The organism is Gemmiger formicilis, from assembly GCF_900167555.1.
In the GTDB taxonomy this organism is placed as follows: Bacteria; Bacillota; Clostridia; order Oscillospirales; family Ruminococcaceae; genus Gemmiger; species Gemmiger formicilis.
In genome coordinates, this window is the sequence record NZ_FUYF01000011.1 from 1 (window position 1) to 16472 (window position 16472).

Consider the following 16472-nt stretch of genomic DNA (forward strand, 5'->3'; position numbering starts at 1 on the left):
GTTCGATATTCAGTTTTGAGGGTACATCCCTTGACAGGAAGGCATGAAAGTGCTAGACTGTTACAAGAAAAGAGAAGCATGATGATTGGTCATGTAAATGGCCGGTGTCGATGACGGTGAGGTTCCACCTGTTCCCATTCCGAACACAGAAGTTAAGCTCACTTGTGCCGAAGATAGTTGGCTGGAAACGGCCTGTGAAAATAGGTAGATGCCGGCTTCTCTTTTTTATTATGGCCCGTTGGTCAAGCGGTTAAGACAGCGGCCTCTCACGCCGTTAACGTGGGTTCGATTCCCGCACGGGTCACCAAAAAGCACTACTTCATTTGAAGTAGTGCTTTTTTCTTTGTATGCGCTTTTTAATAAGTGTCGGGCGTAAAAGGTGACCCGTGTGGGAATCGAAAAGCCCGGGCCCCGCGTCCAGTGTACCGCGGGGCAAAAACAGCCCCGTGGGCTGTTTTTAGGGCGCGGGAAATTCCGCGCGGGCGGAAGCTGATGTGGCCGGGGTGGTTGGTGGGAGCACGGGTTGCCGGAGTTAGCACAGCAGCTTACGGAAGCGTGCGGGCCGGGCATGCCCGGCCCCTACTGGGTGGTTAAAGGAAAGCAGTCGGCAACAGGCAGGAATCCCTCCGGCGCTGCGGCGCCACCTCCCTTTGACAAGGGAGGCAGGGGGGAAAAGGAATAAAAATAATCGCCTGTTGTCCCGACAACAGAAATCCCCCGTCCGATTCGGTATACTAAGGGCGTAAAAAGCAGATACTGAAGGAGACTGGGGGCGTTTTTATGAAAATTATTTTTTATGGTACGCGGGAATACGACCACTACTATTTTGATGTGCTGGCGGCGGACCCGGAATATGGCTGCGAGATCAGGTTTCTGACGGCGAATCTCGATGCGGACACCGCGCCGCTGGCGCAGGGCGGGGACGCTGTGTGCGCGTTCGTCAATGCGGATTGCTCGGCTCCGGTGCTGGAAAAGCTGGCGCAGGTGGGCATCCGCTGCTTGCTGCTGCGGTGCGCAGGGTACAATAATGTGGACCTGGCCGCGGCGCAGAAATGCGGCATCACGGTGCTGCGCGTGCCGGGGTACAGCCCGGAGGCCGTGGCCGAGCACGCTATGGCGCTGGCGCAGGCCGCAAACCGGCGCATCTGCAAGGCGTATATCAAGGTGCGCAACAACAACTTTGCGCTGGACGGTCTGCTGGGGTACAACCTGTACGGCTCGTCGGCGGGCATTGTGGGCACGGGGCGCATCGGCGCGGCCATGGCGCGTATCTGTCACGGGTTTGGCATGACGGTGCTGGCCTACGACCAGTACAGGAACCCCGCGCTGGACGGCATTGTGCGCTATGTGGAGCTGGACGAGCTGCTGCGCACGGCAGACCTTATCAGTCTGCACTGCCCGCTGACAGCCGAGACGCGCCATATAATCAACGCTGACACCATCAAAATGATGCGTGACAACGCGATTCTTGTCAACACGAGCCGCGGTGGGCTGATCGACACCAACGCGCTGATCGACGCGCTGCGGGCCCGCAAATTTGCGGGCGTGGGGCTGGACGTCTACGAGGACGAGGACGGGCAGGTGTTCGAGGACTTCTCGGACGACGTTTTGCAGAACGAGGTCGTGCCGATTTTGATGAGTTTCCCGAATGTGGTGGTGACGAGCCATCAGGCATTTTTCACGCGGACGGCATTGCAGAGCATTGCCATCACGACGATGGAGAACGCGCGGGCGTTTGCGAGAGGGGAGAAGCTGGTGAACGAGGTGAAGGGGTAAGGAAGGCAGAAGGGCAAAGCTGCAGGAATCCCTCCGGCGTGGAAGATAAAGCAGCGGTAGGGGCAAGGTGCGGCGGAGGGGTCAAGACCCCTCCCTACGAAGGGAAGATGCAATGGCTGCTGACGCAAAGTGGCGGGCCGGGCATGCCCGGCCCCTACCGGGAGGTGCAAAGGGTAAGCTGTCGGGTAGGGGCAAGGTGCGGCGGAGGGGTCAAGACCCCTCCCTACTAAGGGAGGATTCAATGGCGGCAGCCGTGAGGTGGCGGGCCGGGCATGCCCGGCCCCTACCGGGAGGTGAAAAGGGTGCGGCTCATTATACAATAAAACTCTAACAAAAAAAGGACGTTGTATCACTACAGCGTCCTTTTTGTTATACAGCAATTTGAGGATGGCAAAAATTACTTGGACTTTTCCTCGTCCAGGCGGTCCAGCAGGTCCCAGACACCCAGCATGTACTGCACGCCGAGAGCGCGGTCATACTTGCCGTAGCCGGGGCGGCAGTTGCCGGGGCCTTCCTCCCACAGCTGGCGGCCATGGTCGGGGCGGATGCAGCCGTCAAAGCCGCAGTCATGGTAGGCGCGCAGGATCTCAATGATGCCGGTCTCGCCGCAGCAGTCGCGGTGGGCAGCCTCGGAGAAGTCACCGTTCTCGAAGTGGTGGATATTGCGCACGTGGGCAAACGGGATGCGGTCACAGTGCTTGCGCACGATGGCGGCCACGTTGTTGTTGGGGTTGGCGTTCATGCTGCCGGAGCAGAGCGTCAGGCAGTTGTACGGGTCATCGACCATCGTCAGGAAGCGGTCAATGCTCTCGGCGTCAACCAGCAGACGGGGCAGGCCGAAGATGTCCCATGGGGGATCGTCCTGATGGATCGCCATCTTGATGTCGCACTCGCGGCAGGTGGGCATGATGGCCTCGAGGAAGTATTTGAGGTTATCCCACAGCTTCTCCTTGGTGACGGGGGCGTAGGCCTTGAACAGCTCGTCCAGCTTGGCCATGCGCTCCGGCTCCCAGCCGGGGAAGGTCATGTTGTACTTCTCGGTGAATTCGAGAATGTAGTTTGCCATGCCCTTGTAGTCGTCCTGGATCAGGTCCTTCTGATAGAACAGGGCGGTGGAGCCGTCGCCGACGGGGTGGAACAGGTCGGTGCGGGTCCAGTCAAAGATGGGCATGAAGTTGTAGCAGATGGTCTTGACGCCGAACTTGGACAGGTTGCGGATGCACTGCTTGTAGTTCTCGATGTACTTGTCGCGCGTCGGCAGGCCGATCTTGATGTCGTCGTGGACGTTGACGGACTCGACGACGGTGGCGTCGAAGCCGGCAGCATGGATCTGGTCTACGACCTCCTTGATCTCGGCCTCCTCCCAGATCTCGCCGGGCATTTTGCTGTGCAGTGCCCAGACGATCTCCTCAACACCGGGGATCTGCTTAATGTCGCTCAGGGTGATGGGGTCATTGCCCTCACCATACCAGCGCCAACCCATTTTCATAGACATGTGGTGCTCCTTTTGTTTGTATAGTCGTTTGCGTAGGGGCGAGGCATGCCTCGCCCGCAAGTTTCCGGTTGCGAACCCGTGAGAGGGTTATACATTTTACGTGGCGGGCCGGACATGTCCGGCCCCTACAGCGTAGCTGCAAAGGCTTCCCCCTTGGGGGAAGGCTTAGGAAAGCTGCTCTTAGCCGTTCACGGCCTCGTGCAGGGTCTTGCGGACGGCGCCGGCACCGGCGATCTCGGCCTTGAAGTACGCCTTGATCTTGTCGGCCAGGACGGTCTTGGTCAGGTCGCTGCCAAAGATGGACGCATTGGACAGGATGCCGTCCAGCTGGTCGGTGACGGTCTCGGGCTTGCCGAACTCGATGCCGGAGAGCTTGGCCTGCAGCTCGTCCTTCAGCGGGTCAGCACTGACCTCAAAGGCGTTGCCGTTGTCGTCGATGGCCAGCAGGTAGCGCAGCCAACCGGCGATAGCCAGAGGAATGGAGACCAGGCTGTTCAGGTCGCGGCCCTCGGCAACGTAGCTCTTGATGGTCTCGCCAAAGCGGATGCCGACCTTCTGAGATGTGTCGGTAGCGATGCGCTGCGGCGTGTCGGGCATGAAGGGATTGGGCAGGCGCTGCTCGATGACCTCGTCGATGAAGGCCTTCGGGTTAAGGATCTTCGGGTCAACGACGACGGGCAGGCCCTCGACGTAGCCCAGGCGCTTGATGAGGGCGACGATGTCCTCGTCCTTCATCTCGGCGCAGATCAGGTCATAGCCCAGCATGCAGCCGTACACGCTCATGGCGGTGTGCAGCGGGTTCAGGCAGGTGGTGACCTTCATGCGCTCGGTCTTGTTGACGGTCTCGCGGTCGGTCATGTAGACACCGGCCTTCTCCAGCGCGGGGCGGCCGTTGGGGAACTTGTCCTCGACGACCAGATACTGCGGGCGCTCGGCGTTGACGAACGCGGCAATGAAGGTGTTCTTGGAGGTGACGATGGGGGTCATGCCCTCGATGCCGTCCTTCTCCAGAGACTCCTCGACGATCTTGTGGGGGCGCGGGGTGATCTTGTCGATCATGGACCAGGGGAAGGTGATCTTGGTCTCATCGGACAGGTAGTCGATGAAGTCCTGACCGACGAAGCCCTTCTCCAGCCATGCCTTGGCAACGGTCATAACGCTGGCCTGCAGCTTCTCGCCGTTGTGGGAGCAGTTGTCCATGCTGACGACAGCCAGAGGATAGGCACCGTTCTGGAAACGCTCCAGCAGCAGGGCGGCGACCATGCTCATGGCGTGGCGGGCGTGGGCGGGGCCCTCGTCGATGTCAGCCTGCACGACGGGCATCAGGCTGCCGTCGGGACGGTACAGAGCGTAGCCCTTCTCGGTGATGGTGAAGGAGATCATCTGCAGGCTGGGATCGGTGAAGATCTGCTTGAAGCGGGCCATCATCTCCGCGTCGGCAGAGTTGGCGCGCAGGCCCTCGGCCACAGAGCCGATGATCTCGCGGCTGGTGGTGCCGTCCGGGTTCAGGGTGACGTTCATCGTCAGGTTGTCATACGGGGTGTAGATCTTGTCGATGATGTCGTAGTCGAAGGTGTCGGCTGCGATGATGCCGCGGTCAGCGGCACCCTCGTTCAGCAGGCGCTGCTGCAGCGCGGCGATGAAGCCGCGGAAGATGTTGCCCGCACCGAAGTGGACCCAGATGGGGTGCTCCTTGGTGGCGGCAGTCATGGCAGCGTGGTCAAAGGCGGGCAGCTTGACGCCCAGCTTTTCCCACTCGGCTTTCTGGTTGACGATGGAAGACGCATTCATCTGCATAATGATTTGCTCCTTTTGTTGCTGTGGGGGTGGGCGGCACACGACCGCCCGCGATGTCTATAGTATACCGCGTGATTTTTTGCAAGAAAATAACGCTGATTGCTTGAAAAATTGCGAAAATTGCGGTAAAATCAAAATAAATAATAAAGAATAAATAATAAATAATAAATATGGTGGAGTTTTTGCCCAAAAGGGCAAAAACAAACATCGTAGGGGCGGATTTCATATCCGCCCGGGATGCTGCCGGAGACTGCACGGGCGCATATAGAATGCGCCCCTACGGGTGCAGAGGAATTTGGTTTCCGACGCAGGAGGAAGCCCCACAATCTTTATTATTTATTATTTCTTATTTTTTATTTGCAAGCCGGAAACTTCCCCAAAGGAGCACCCGCCTATGTCCAACTACAACCCCTACACCAAGCGCCAGACGATGATCGCGCCGGATTATGAGGTCTACCGCTATCGCTCGACCTACATGAACGAGGTCGAGCTGCACCACCACGACTTCTATGAGATTTACCTGCTGCTGCGCGGGCGGGTGGAGTACATCGTCGAGAACCAGCTCTACCGCGTGCGCCCCGGCGACTGGATGCTGTGCAGCCCGCTGGAGCTGCACCAGGCGCGCATTGCCACCGACGCCGACGCCTATGAGCGCATCGTGCTCTGGATCGCGCGGCCCTATCTGGAGGGCTTGTCCACACCGCGCACAAGTCTGACCCGCTGCTTTGACACGACAGTCCCCGGCCACACGAACCTGCTGCGGCTGCCCGGGGCCACCGGCGCGCCGCTGCGCACAACGGTGGATAAGCTGTGCGCGTTAAAGGCGGACAAGGCGTACGGCAGTGACCTTTTGGCCCAGAGTGCGCTGGTGGAGCTTTTGGTCGGCCTGAACCGTGCCGCAGCCGAGCGCGGCGACGCCCGCCCCACCGGCACGAGTGACCAGGTCGTGGACGCGGTGCTGCACTACATCAACGAGCACTACAGCGAGGCCCTGACGCTGGACCAGTTGTCGGAGAAGTTCTTCATCAGCAAGTATCATCTTCTGCGGAAGTTCGATGCGCAGGTCGGCACGACGGTGCATCGCTATATTTTGCAGAAGCGGCTATTAAACGCGAAGCAGCTTTTAGCTGGCGGCGTCCCGCCGAATGAAGTCTGCCAATACTGCGGTTTTGGCGATTACGCAAACTTTTACCGCGCATTCCGGGCGGAATACAACCAGACGCCGCGGCAGTATATTCAGTCAGCAAGGGGGAAGTGAGAGATTGCCTATTAGCGGCAGCCTCCCGGGAACTTGTTCTTTCTTTTGGCAGCAAAAGAAAGAACCAAAGAAAACTGCCGCTGTTTCGACGCAGCGGACCCGCGACTTGGGGGCTGCACGCCCCCAAGACCCCCAAAGCGGAGGTCGCAGAGTGCGCGGGCTACGCGAACGCAGTATTACTGTTCGCGCTTAACGCCCGCGCCCTCTGCTCCGATTTGAAATTCGGGAGTTCCCCCGAACCCCCGTTGCCGGAAACAGCAGTCTGTAGGGGACGGGCATGCCCGGCCCGCAGCCTTGCCATTGCCGCCCCTTTATCTTTTGCATCGTAGGGAGGGGTCTTGACCCCTCCGCGGGGCGTCGAGGACGCCGCCCCCTACACCATTTGGCGCAAACCTTCCACCCATCCGTAGGGCGGGGTGCGTTCACCCCGCCGTAACCTTCCGTCACCACCCGTCCTCGGGCAATCTACAACCAACCCCCACCGTAGGGGGCGGCGTCCTCGACGCCCCGCAGCCTCCCGTCACACCCCGTCCCCGGGCAACCAACATCCCGCCCCCCACCAAAGGAGCTCTCTCATGCGATACTTCCAAAAACTGCTCTGCCTGCTGATCCTCGTCCTGGCCGCGTCGTTCGGTGTGGGCGGGTGCGTGCTGCTGTACAGCGATTTCTCCGTGCAGCGCAGCCGCATGGCCGCCGCCAACGCAGCCGCCCACGCCCAGGCGTGTACGCTGCTGCAAACCGAGATCCTCGACCTGCAGCGCCGCGGCATATCCACCGGGGATGCCGCGCTCACGGCCCGCGTGACGGCACAGGATGTCCCCGCGGCGCTCTGGCGGGGCGACACCCTCGTCTGCGCCACGCTGGAAGGGCTGCAAAGCCTCCCCCTTGGCGACGCCGCCACCGTGACCGTCAGGACCGAAAATTCCATTTACGCCGTCTACGCCAGCGACCTGCAGGGCGGGCTGCGGCTCGTCACAGCCTACGACCTGACCGGCCTTTACCGGGACAGAAACGCCGCCCTGATGCGCTTTTTGCTGCTGGAGGCCGCTGTGCTGGCCGCGGCGTCCGCCGTCACGGCGCTGCTGGCCCGCCGCCTGACCCGCCCGCTGGCTGTCCTGACCGACGCCGGGGCGCAGATCGCAGCCGGGGACTACGCCCGCCGCACCGACCTGCACACCGGCGATGAGATCGAGGAGCTGAGCCGCAGCTTTGACAAAATGGCCGATGCTGTGCAGGAAAAGATCGCCGACCTCGAGGCCGACGTCCAGCGGCGGGAGGACTTCGTCGGCGCGTTCACCCATGAGCTGAAAACCCCGATGACCAGCATCATCGGCTATGCGGACATGCTCCACACCATGCAGACCGACCCCGACGAGCAGCGCGAGGCCGCCGCGGCCATCGTGCACGAGGGGCGGCGGCTCGAGGCGCTGAGCCGCAAGCTGCTGGCCCTGCTGGGCCTGAATGAGGAGGGCGTTGAACTGACCGCCGTGCCGCTGCCCGCGCTCTGGCCGCGGCTGCACGCGGCCTGCCCGGACGTCAGCCTGCGCACGCCCGCCGCCGCGCCTACCGTGCGCGGGGACGCCGACCTGCTGCTGGATCTGCTCTGCAATCTGGTGCAGAACGCCGCCAAGGCCAGTGCGCCCGGTGCGCCGGTGCTGGTGCTCTGTGCGCAGGCCGGGGACGCCGTCACGCTGACCGTGGCGGACCGCGGCTGCGGCATCCCGCCCGAGCTGATCCCCCGCGTGACCGAGCCGTTCTACATGGTCGATAAATCCCGCGCCCGCCGTCAAGGCGGCAGCGGCCTGGGGCTGGCGCTCTGCCAACGCATTGCCGCCGCCCACGGCAGTGCGCTGCGCATCGAAAGCGAACCCGGCAGGGGCACCCGGGTCAGTGTGACGCTGCCCGTCTGGAAGGAGGATGCACCGTGAGCCTTTGGAACCATCCGCGGCTGACTGCCGCGCTTTGCACCGTGGCCGTGCTGGGCTGCGCCGCCGCGCCCGCGGTGTTTCTGGCCGCAGCCGACGCCGCCAGCCTTGGCCGCGTCGAGACCGTGCCCGACCCCTACGTTGCCCCGACGCCCACGGCGGACGATTATTATATCCTGCGCCAGCTGGCCGCCCGCAGCCGGAACGCCGAGACCGAGCGGGAGCAACGCCCCGCCGAGGTTCTGACAGCCCCGAAGATGTACATAGGTGCGTCCGCCAGCCTGCAATCCATGCAGTATGCGGATTCCGCCGCCGCCGAGGCCGCCGAGAACGCCCTGCGCCAGCTGGCCGAAACCGGCACCGTGCCCGCCGCCTGGGCTGCCGAGGCGCTGGACACGGCCGAGACCGGCGAAAGCTACACCGACTGGGACGGCAGATATTACTACCTGGACGAGACCTACTGCGTCACCGACAGCCTCGGCTTTGTGACGGTGCGGCGGTTCGGCATGACGGACAATGCACTTTTTACGCGCTACAGCGTCACTATGGACAGCCGCACCGGCACAGTGGTCGAGGCATGGCTCTCGATGGCCGGGACCGACGCGGAAAACACCCCGCTGCCCACCGAGACTGCCCTGCGCAGCTTTGCCGCCCAGGCCGGACTGGAAAGCCTCGGCGACTGGGCCGCCCCCGCCGACAGCCCCTACGGCTGCGCCCTCTACAGCACGAACGGCGGTGCGCTCATCACCGCCTCGACCCACCCCTACACCTACCAGGATTACGTCGGTACAGCGCCGGTTTCGTCAGACCGCTGGTACTACAGCCTGACCCTCCAGCTCCGCACCGAGGACCAGCTGCCGGGGTAGGGGCAGGCTTGCGCCGCCGCCATACAGCCCTTGCCTTCCCCCTCGGGGGAAGGTGGCCCCGCAGGGCCGGATGAGGGGCAGGCTCCCGCTGCCGCCCATTCCCGGGCAAACCGTAGGGGGCGGCGTCCCCGACGCCCCGCGGAGGCTTGCGCCGCCGCCCTTCCCCGGGTTACTACCCGCGGAGACTTGCGCCGACGCCAACCTCCGCGGAGGGGTCAAGACCCCTCCCTACAAACAGACCCGCAAACCTCCGTCCACGCAAACCCCCGGGCCGGGCATGCCCGGCCCCTACCGCGCGGCGGCCCGGAAACGACTGCCCACGTAAACCCCACAGCGTTTCCATATCCCCATCCGTAGGGCGGGGTGCCCCCACCCCGCCGCGACCTCCCGCTCCCGCCAACACTCCGGGAGGGATGAATCCCTTCCCTGCAACCCTTGCCTTCCCCCTCGGGGGAAGGTGGCCCCGCAGGGCCGGATGAGGGGCAGGCTCCCGCCGCCCATTCCCCGGGCAAACCGTAGGGGGCGGCGTCCCCGACGCCCCGCGAAACCTCCCGCCAACGGCCATCCCCCGGGCAACCACCCGCGGAGGGGTCAAGACCCCTCCCTACGGACCGAACCATTGATGCCTGCCTACGCAAACCCCCGGGCCGGGCATGCCCGGCCCCTACCGCGCGGCGGCCCGGGAACGGCTGCCCGCGTAAACCCCACAGCGTTTCCATATCCCCCATACGTAGGGCGGGGTGCCCCCACCCCGCCGCGACCTCCCGTCACCACCCATTCCCGGGCAAACCGTAGGGGGCGGCGTCCCCGACGCCCCGCGAAACCTCCCGCCAACACCCATCCCCCGGGTAACCACCCGCAAACCTCCGCCCACGTAACCCCCCAGGCCGGGCATGCCCGGCCCCTACCGCGTAATAATCCCACTCATCTCTACACTACTTAAAAAGGAGGCTCCCACCATGCGCAACCGCCATCTCGCCGCCATTCCCCTCGCCGCGCTCCTGCTCACCGCCTGCGCGTCCGCCACGGATACGACACCCCTGACCACCCCCACGCCCGAACCCACCGCTACCGCCACCCCGACCCCCGCCGCCGGGGACTTCGCCTGGCTGAACCGCCACGACAGCAGCTTCAACAGCGGCGACGCCTACTATGAAATGGTCTACCGCAACCACGGCGGCCTGCTGCTCAAAACCGACTACGCCACCGCCGCACAGACCGTCGTCTGCACCGTGCCCGGCTGCACCCACGACAGCGCCGACTGCCCGGCCTGGTTCCCGGGGCGGTACCGCTACTACTGCCCCTTTGTGGCGGACGGCGCGGTCTATGTGCTCAACGCGCCGGTATTCCACACGGATCAAACCTGGGAGGAATACCGCGAAGAATACCTCACGCCCCGGCTGGACAGCACCGACCTCACGCCCGAGGAGCTGGAGGCCCACTACTACGGCCTGTGGCAGCAGCAAAGCGCCGCGCCGCAGGTATACAGGCTGACCGACGACGGCAAGACCTGCATCGACCTGCCCGCCGAGTGTGTGGATTACGTGTTTGATTTTTGTGACGACGCGGCCCTGTACGGGACGATGACCTCCGGCAACAACGGCCAGAACACAAAGGCCGTCCGCGTTGACCTGACCACCGGTGCGCTGCAGTCCGTGCCGCTGGAGCCCACAGAGTACTTTGTGACCTGCTACGACGGCGCGCTGCTGACGGTGCGTTACGTGACCGACGCGCCCCTGCCCGACGACTTTGAGCAGTTCCGGGCCGCCGTACAGAGCGCCACCGTTGAATTTGACCGCTACGACCCCCGCACCGGCGAGCGCCGCAAGCTGATCGAGCGCCCCTACAACATCGCGGATGAGCGGCTTTCCGGGTATCTGGGCACCCACAACGGCAAGCTCTACTTTGAGGAGCGCGAGGCCCTGCAGGACGGCGGCTACAACCGCGGCGCCTTGCAGGAGTATGACCCCGCCGACGGCAGCACCGCCACGGTGTGGGACGCGCCCACGGCTGGCAGTAACATGCGGGATTACCAGGACACCTATACGAACGTCCTGCCCGCCCGGGGCAGCCGGGCCGAGGACTGGCTTTGGCTGTACGGCACCGACGGCGCAGTGGGCGGCAACCGCTGTTATTTGATGAACGCCGCCACCCGCGAGCTGGTGCCCATCACCCAGCGGATGAAAAATTACGCCTACAACATACCCCCGTCCCGTCTGGCCCAGACCGCCGATGGCCGCTGGCTCCTCTGGACCGAATCAAACGACGAAAACGAGTATGTGGCCTATGGGTTGATCGCCCCCGACGATTTTGCCGCCGGCAGCACCGACTATACGCCGGTGGAGATGTGGGCGGGGTGAGGTGGTAAAACGGGAGCGCCTGCCCACGCCAACCCCCGGGCCGGGCGCTTGGCGGCGCACAACGAGCGCCGCCAGCCAGCAAAGCTGGCCCGCTCGTGCGGTTGTTTGCCCCGCGGGGGCAAACATTGTTCGCTCCCCGGTTTCGCTCCGCTCAACCGTGGCCCCACGCTCACAACCCCGCAGTGCCCGGCCCCTACCGTGCGGCGGCCCGGGAACGGGTGCCTACGTAAACCCCGCAGTGTTTCCATATCCCCATCCGTAGGGCGGGGTGCCCCCACCCCGCCGCGACCTCCCGCTGCCGCCAACACCCCGGGAGGGATGAATCCCTCCCCTACAGCCCTTGCCTTCCCCCTCGGGGGAAGGTGGCCTCGCAGGGCCGGATGAGGGGCAGGCTTCCGCTGCCGCCCATTCTCGGGCAAACCGTAGGGGGCGGCGTCCCCGACGCCCCGCGAAACCTCCCGCCAACGGCCATCCCCCGGGCAGCCACCCGCGGAGGGGTCAAGACCCCTCCCTACGGACCGAACCATTGACGGGTGCTCACGCCAACCCCCGGGCCGGGCATGCCCGGCCCCTACCGTGCGGCGGCCCGGGAACGGGTGCCCGCGTAGCCCCCGCAGCGTTTCCATATCCCCATCCGTAGGGCGGGGTGCCCTCACCCCGCCGCGACCTCCCGCTGCCGCCAACAACAACTCTTGCCTTCCCCCTTGGGGGAAGGTGGCCCCGCAGGGCCGGATGAGGGGCAGGCTTCCGCTGCCGCCCATTCTCGGGCAAACCGTAGGGGGCGGCGTCCCCGACGCCCCGCGAAACCTCCCGCTAACGGCCATCCCCCGGGCAGCCACCCGCGGAGGGGTCAAGACCCCTCCCTACGGACCGAACCATTGACGGGTGCTCACGCCACCCCCCGGGCCGGGCATGCCCGGCCCCTACCGGGTAATAATCCCACGCATCTCTACACTACTTAAAAAGGAGGCTCCCACACATGAACCGCACACTTCCGCTCATCCTGACCGCTGCCCTCCTGCTCACCGCCTGCGCGTCCGCCGTACCGGCACAACCCGCCGACGCCACAACCTCCCCCTCCGCCGCAGCGTCCTCTCCGGCACAACCTGACGCCGCAGCGTCCTCCCCATCACAGCCCGCCGCCGAAACCTCCGCCCCGCCGCTTACCCCCAAATTCCCTGTCGGCCATCTTCTCACCCTCCCTCAGAACCAAAACAGCGGCCCCGTCTGGAACACCGGCGACGCGCTCTATGAGCTCCGGGACGCCAGCAATATGACCCCCGAGGCCCTCGTCCTCAAAACCGACTACGCGGCCCTGACCCAGTCCGTCTACTGCGATATTCCCGGCTGCACCCACGACTCCGACGCCTGCCCGGCCTACCTGGCCAGCGACTTCTGCGTCGGCGTCATGGCCGTGGACGGCACTGTCTACACCTATCCCGGCGAGCTGACAAACGTCGCCCCAACGCAGATTTACCGCATCGACCCCGCCGCCGGCAAAACGCCCGTGGCCGCGGTGCCCGATGCCCTGCCCCACCACATGCAGCTGCAATGGTGCGACGAGTACGCCCTGTACGGCTGCCCCCTCGCCGCCAGTCATCAGCCCGGCACCCTCTACCGCTGGGACTGGCAAAATGACACGGTGCAGACCATCCCGATGCTGGCCGACGAGAAGATCATCGCCTGTGAGGGAAGCCGCTTCCTGACGATCCGTATCGAGGCGAACGAGCCGTTCCCCAATTTCGGCAGCACCGAGCAGGAAAAAGCCATTTTGGCGCACGCCGTCTACGTCTACGCCTGGCTCGACCCCGCCACCGGCGCGCGGGAAAAAATCTGCACGCGCCCCTACGCGGACGGCTATTTCCACAACTATTACGACGGCAGGATCTACTACACCGGCAATTTCCGCAATGCCGACACCCCCGGCCAACAGGCCGCCCTGCTGTACTTTGACACCGCCGACGGCACCGAGAAAACGCTGCTCGAGACCATCCCGTTTGACACCTACGGCATCGACGTGTGCGAACCCTTCAGCCCGGCGTTTGCGGGCGTGCCGCAGCGGTATCTCCGCGTGCTGAACGTCGGGGACGCCTACGCGGACTGTCTGCTGGACATGGAGACCGGCGACGTCCTCCCGGCCCCCGCGGTCACGGCGGAGGGCGTGCGCCGCCCCGCGCTGCTGCTGGCCTGCACCGCGTCGGGCCAATGGCTGACAACCGCCAACCCCCGCGACAGCTATGACCCGCAGTACAGCCTCTACGCCCTCTGGGACCCGGCAGACTTTTTGGCCGACGGGCAGCCCGCCGCGTGGGTCACGATGTATGCGACAGAATGAACGGTTGTATAATTATGCGCAAAAACGCCGATTTGTCCACAAGACAAGAACACCGGCACGCCTGCCGAAAACAAAATTTTGAAAAGTAAGCCAAAACTACTTGAAAAATTGCTTTTATGGTGGTAACATGAAGGCGGTGTTTGAAATTATATAAAGGAGTGTCGTTTTATGGCAATTCAGAATGCTTACCTGCAGGGTGTATATGAGGGCCTTGCAAAGCGCAACCCCGAGCAGAAGGAGTTTCTGCAGGCTGTTGAGGAAGTCCTCGAGAGCCTGGAGCCCGTTGTGGCTGCCCACCCCGAGTACGAGAAGGCCGGCCTGATCGAGCGCCTGGTCGAGCCCGAGCGCATCATCATGTTCCGTGTGCCCTGGGTCGATGACGCTGGTAAGGTCCAGGTCAACCGCGGCTACCGTGTGCAGTTCAACTCTGCCATCGGTCCCTACAAAGGCGGCCTGCGTTTCCACCCCTCTGTCAACCTGTCTATCCTGAAGTTCCTGGGCTTTGAGCAGTGCTTCAAGAACAGCCTGACCGGCCTGCCCATGGGCGGCGGCAAAGGCGGCGCTGACTTTGACCCCCACGGCAAGTCTGATGCCGAGGTCATGCGTTTCTGCCAGAGCTTTATGACCGAGCTGTACCGCCACATCGGCCCCGACACCGACGTGCCCGCCGGTGATATTGGCGTTGGCGGCCGTGAGGTCGGCTACCTGTTTGGCCAGTACAAGCGCCTGCAGAATGAGTACACCGGCGTCCTGACCGGCAAGGGCATCCCCTTCGGCGGCTCTCTCGCCCGTACCGAGGCCACCGGCTACGGCCTGTGCTACTTCACCAAGGAGATGCTGGCCGACGCCGGCAAGAGCTTCGAGGGCCAGCGCGTGGTCATCTCCGGCTCCGGCAACGTGGCCACCTACGCCAACCAGAAGGCCACCCAGCTGGGCGGCAAGGTCATCGCCATGTCCGACTCCAACGGCTACATCGTGGACGAGAACGGCATTGACTACAAGGTCATCAAGGAGATCAAAGAGGTCAAGCGCGCCCGCATCAAGACCTACCTGGACTATGTCCCCACCGCTAAGTACGTCGAGGGCAGCCAGGGCATCTGGACCGTCCCCTGCGACATCGCCCTGCCCTGCGCCACCCAGAACGAGCTGCGCCTGGACGGTGCCAAGGCTCTGGTTGCCAATGGCTGCTACTGCGTAGCCGAGGGTGCCAACATGCCTTCCACCCCTGATGCCATCGCTTACCTGCAGCAGAACGGCATCCTGTTTGCCCCGGCTAAGGCATCCAACGCTGGCGGCGTTGCTACCTCCGGCCTGGAAATGAGCCAGAACAGCCTGCGCCTGTCCTGGACTTTCGAGGAAGTGGATGAGCGCCTGCACAACATCATGGTCAACATCTATAAAACCGCTGCCGCCACTGCCGAAAAGTACGGCATGAAGGGCAACCTGGTCGCTGGTGCCAACATCGCCGGTTTCGAGAAGATCGCCTCCGCCATGATGAGCCAGGGCATTGTCTGATACAAATGCAGACAGCCGGGTGAACTCCCGGGAAAAATTGCATAAACTTTTTTAGCAAAACCTATTGACACACACGCCGTGCTGTGGTATTATAATCAAGCACCGCGAAACAGCGTGTGTGTCATATATCGCGGAGTAGAGCAGATGGTAGCTCGTCGGGCTCATAACCCGGAGGTCGCAGGTTCAAGTCCTGTCTCCGCAACCAACAAAAGCTCGTTGAAACGACAAGTTTCAACGAGCTTTTTTCTACATCATGGAAAAAGTGGTAACAAGCTGGTAACTTTGACCCCAAAATGACCCCAAAACGATAAAACGACTGCGCCCGGGCGCTTTTTGTGGATAAATTTTGCGGAGTTGGCAGGTAAAAATAGGAGCGGTCAGCGTAGTCAGCTCGCTTTGACGAGTACCAATACGCTGTTCTGCGGTACGACAATTTGTTCTTGTTTTGTGGGAATGGGCGGGTTCTTGTACTGGCACAGGGCTTTTTCGATTTGCTGCTTGACTTCCAGCAGGGCAGCGTCTAGTGTTGGCGCTTGTGCGGTAACTTTGGGGAAGTCAGGAACGTGGGCGGTGCAGCCATCTGCCGAGAGTGTACAAAGCACAGGATAAGGCTGGTTCTTCGCAGAGATACGGTACTGTATCCCGAACATATCGTCCATCTTGTCCATCTCGCGCCGCTTGTGTTCGTCCATGCTGTGAACGTAGGTGTCCATTGTGAACGCCACCGAGTAGTGACCGAGGATGGCTGACAGGGTCTTGTAGTCCATGCCTCGTTCCAGCGCACGGGTGGCAAAGGTGTGCCGCAGGGCGTGGAAGGTAAAGTGCCCGATGTCAGCATCTTTCAACAGGCGGTCGTAGTAATCCTTGAAGGTTTTCTGCTCGAAGTAGTGACCAAACTCGTTGGTGACGATGAAGCCATCGTCGGTGTACTTATCCTCTGCCCGAATCTTGTCCTGTGCCTGTTGCTGTTTCCAACGGGCAAGCTCGTCTGCCATTGTGCGGGTCAGCGGAATCGTGCGGCGGGAGTTTTTCGTTTTGGGTGTGCCGAATACGATTTCGGTTTTGTTCTCGCCGTCGTGGGCTTCGTACTTGGCAAGACGGTTGATGGTACGGCGTACATGGAGTTGGGCGGTGGAAAAATCAAT

General features: G+C 62.9%; 11 protein-coding genes, 2 tRNA genes and 1 rRNA gene. 10 read left to right on the forward strand and 4 right to left on the reverse strand.

The window, feature by feature from the left end; translation table 11 throughout:
• Positions 1-100 precede the first annotated feature (100 nt).
• The 3 genes from rrf (at position 101) to B5D32_RS09595 (ending at position 1776) form a co-directional block, all read left to right on the forward strand.
• Positions 101-217: ribosomal RNA gene (rrf, locus tag B5D32_RS09585) — 5S ribosomal RNA — on the forward strand.
• 15 nt (positions 218-232) lie between these two features.
• Positions 233-307: transfer RNA gene (locus tag B5D32_RS09590), tRNA-Glu, on the forward strand.
• Between the two features lie 473 nt (positions 308-780).
• Positions 781-1776 (forward strand): 2-hydroxyacid dehydrogenase, encoded by a 996-nt coding sequence (locus B5D32_RS09595; protein WP_078784834.1) that lies wholly within the window; start codon positions 781-783, stop codon positions 1774-1776.
• A 397-nt stretch (positions 1777-2173) separates the two neighbouring features.
• On the opposite strand, the gene uxuA is transcribed toward B5D32_RS09595, so the two are convergent.
• The 3 genes from uxuA to B5D32_RS15220 form a co-directional block, all read right to left on the reverse strand.
• Entirely contained in the window at positions 2174-3271 is a 1098-nt protein-coding gene (gene uxuA / locus B5D32_RS09600; protein ID WP_078784835.1) for a mannonate dehydratase, read from the reverse strand.
• A gap of 180 nt (positions 3272-3451) precedes the next feature.
• A complete protein-coding gene (locus B5D32_RS09605) occupies positions 3452-5068 on the reverse strand; it encodes a mannitol dehydrogenase family protein (protein ID WP_078784836.1) in 1617 nt (538 codons plus the stop codon).
• Positions 4992-5294 (reverse strand): hypothetical protein, encoded by a 303-nt coding sequence (locus B5D32_RS15220; protein WP_159447022.1) that lies wholly within the window; start codon positions 5292-5294, stop codon positions 4992-4994. The genes B5D32_RS09605 and B5D32_RS15220 overlap by 77 nt, the downstream gene beginning before the upstream one ends.
• Positions 5295-5462: 168 nt before the next feature.
• On the opposite strand from B5D32_RS15220, the gene B5D32_RS09610 reads away from it, so the two are divergent.
• The 7 genes from B5D32_RS09610 (at position 5463) to B5D32_RS09640 (ending at position 15532) form a co-directional block, all read left to right on the forward strand.
• Complete coding sequence (locus tag B5D32_RS09610) at positions 5463-6326, forward strand: helix-turn-helix domain-containing protein (protein WP_227596062.1); 864 nt, start codon at positions 5463-5465, stop codon at positions 6324-6326.
• 575 nt (positions 6327-6901) lie between these two features.
• The gene (locus tag B5D32_RS09615; protein ID WP_078784837.1) at positions 6902-8254 is read left to right on the forward strand and encodes a sensor histidine kinase; all 1353 of its coding nucleotides are present in this window, start codon (positions 6902-6904) and stop codon (positions 8252-8254) included.
• The gene (locus B5D32_RS09620; protein WP_078784838.1) at positions 8251-9117 is read left to right on the forward strand and encodes a hypothetical protein; all 867 of its coding nucleotides are present in this window, start codon (positions 8251-8253) and stop codon (positions 9115-9117) included. Before B5D32_RS09615 ends, B5D32_RS09620 begins: the two co-directional genes overlap by 4 nt.
• A 959-nt stretch (positions 9118-10076) precedes the next feature.
• The gene (locus tag B5D32_RS09625; protein WP_078784839.1) at positions 10077-11477 is read left to right on the forward strand and encodes a hypothetical protein; all 1401 of its coding nucleotides are present in this window, start codon (positions 10077-10079) and stop codon (positions 11475-11477) included.
• Between the two features lie 979 nt (positions 11478-12456).
• Positions 12457-13812, forward strand: a complete 1356-nt coding sequence (locus B5D32_RS09630) for a hypothetical protein (protein ID WP_078784840.1) — start codon at positions 12457-12459, stop codon at positions 13810-13812.
• Between the two features lie 168 nt (positions 13813-13980).
• A complete protein-coding gene (gdhA, locus tag B5D32_RS09635) occupies positions 13981-15327 on the forward strand; it encodes an NADP-specific glutamate dehydrogenase (protein WP_078784841.1) in 1347 nt (448 codons plus the stop codon).
• A 129-nt stretch (positions 15328-15456) separates the two neighbouring features.
• Positions 15457-15532: transfer RNA gene (locus B5D32_RS09640), tRNA-Met, on the forward strand.
• Positions 15533-15713: 181 nt separating this feature from the next.
• Here the strand turns inward: B5D32_RS09640 and B5D32_RS09645 are convergent.
• Positions 15714-16472: tyrosine-type recombinase/integrase (locus B5D32_RS09645; RefSeq protein ID WP_200805184.1), on the reverse strand; the 759-nt coding region annotated here is incomplete at its 5' end.

What these genes read in the sequence shown, in the direction of transcription:
- B5D32_RS09630 (WP_078784840.1), top strand. Translation starts at nt 12,457, where the DNA reads ATGAACCGCACACTTCCGCTCATCCTGACCGCTGCCCTCCTGCTCACC.
- B5D32_RS09595 (WP_078784834.1), top strand. Translation starts at nt 781, where the DNA reads ATGAAAATTATTTTTTATGGTACGCGGGAATACGACCACTACTATTTT.
- B5D32_RS09615 (WP_078784837.1), top strand. Translation starts at nt 6,902, where the DNA reads ATGCGATACTTCCAAAAACTGCTCTGCCTGCTGATCCTCGTCCTGGCC.
- B5D32_RS09610 (WP_227596062.1), top strand. Translation starts at nt 5,463, where the DNA reads ATGTCCAACTACAACCCCTACACCAAGCGCCAGACGATGATCGCGCCG.
- gdhA (WP_078784841.1), top strand. Translation starts at nt 13,981, where the DNA reads ATGGCAATTCAGAATGCTTACCTGCAGGGTGTATATGAGGGCCTTGCA.
- B5D32_RS15220 (WP_159447022.1), bottom strand. Translation starts at nt 5,294, where the DNA reads ATGAAATCCGCCCCTACGATGTTTGTTTTTGCCCTTTTGGGCAAAAAC.
- B5D32_RS09605 (WP_078784836.1), bottom strand. Translation starts at nt 5,068, where the DNA reads ATGCAGATGAATGCGTCTTCCATCGTCAACCAGAAAGCCGAGTGGGAA.
- B5D32_RS09625 (WP_078784839.1), top strand. Translation starts at nt 10,077, where the DNA reads ATGCGCAACCGCCATCTCGCCGCCATTCCCCTCGCCGCGCTCCTGCTC.
- uxuA (WP_078784835.1), bottom strand. Translation starts at nt 3,271, where the DNA reads ATGTCTATGAAAATGGGTTGGCGCTGGTATGGTGAGGGCAATGACCCC.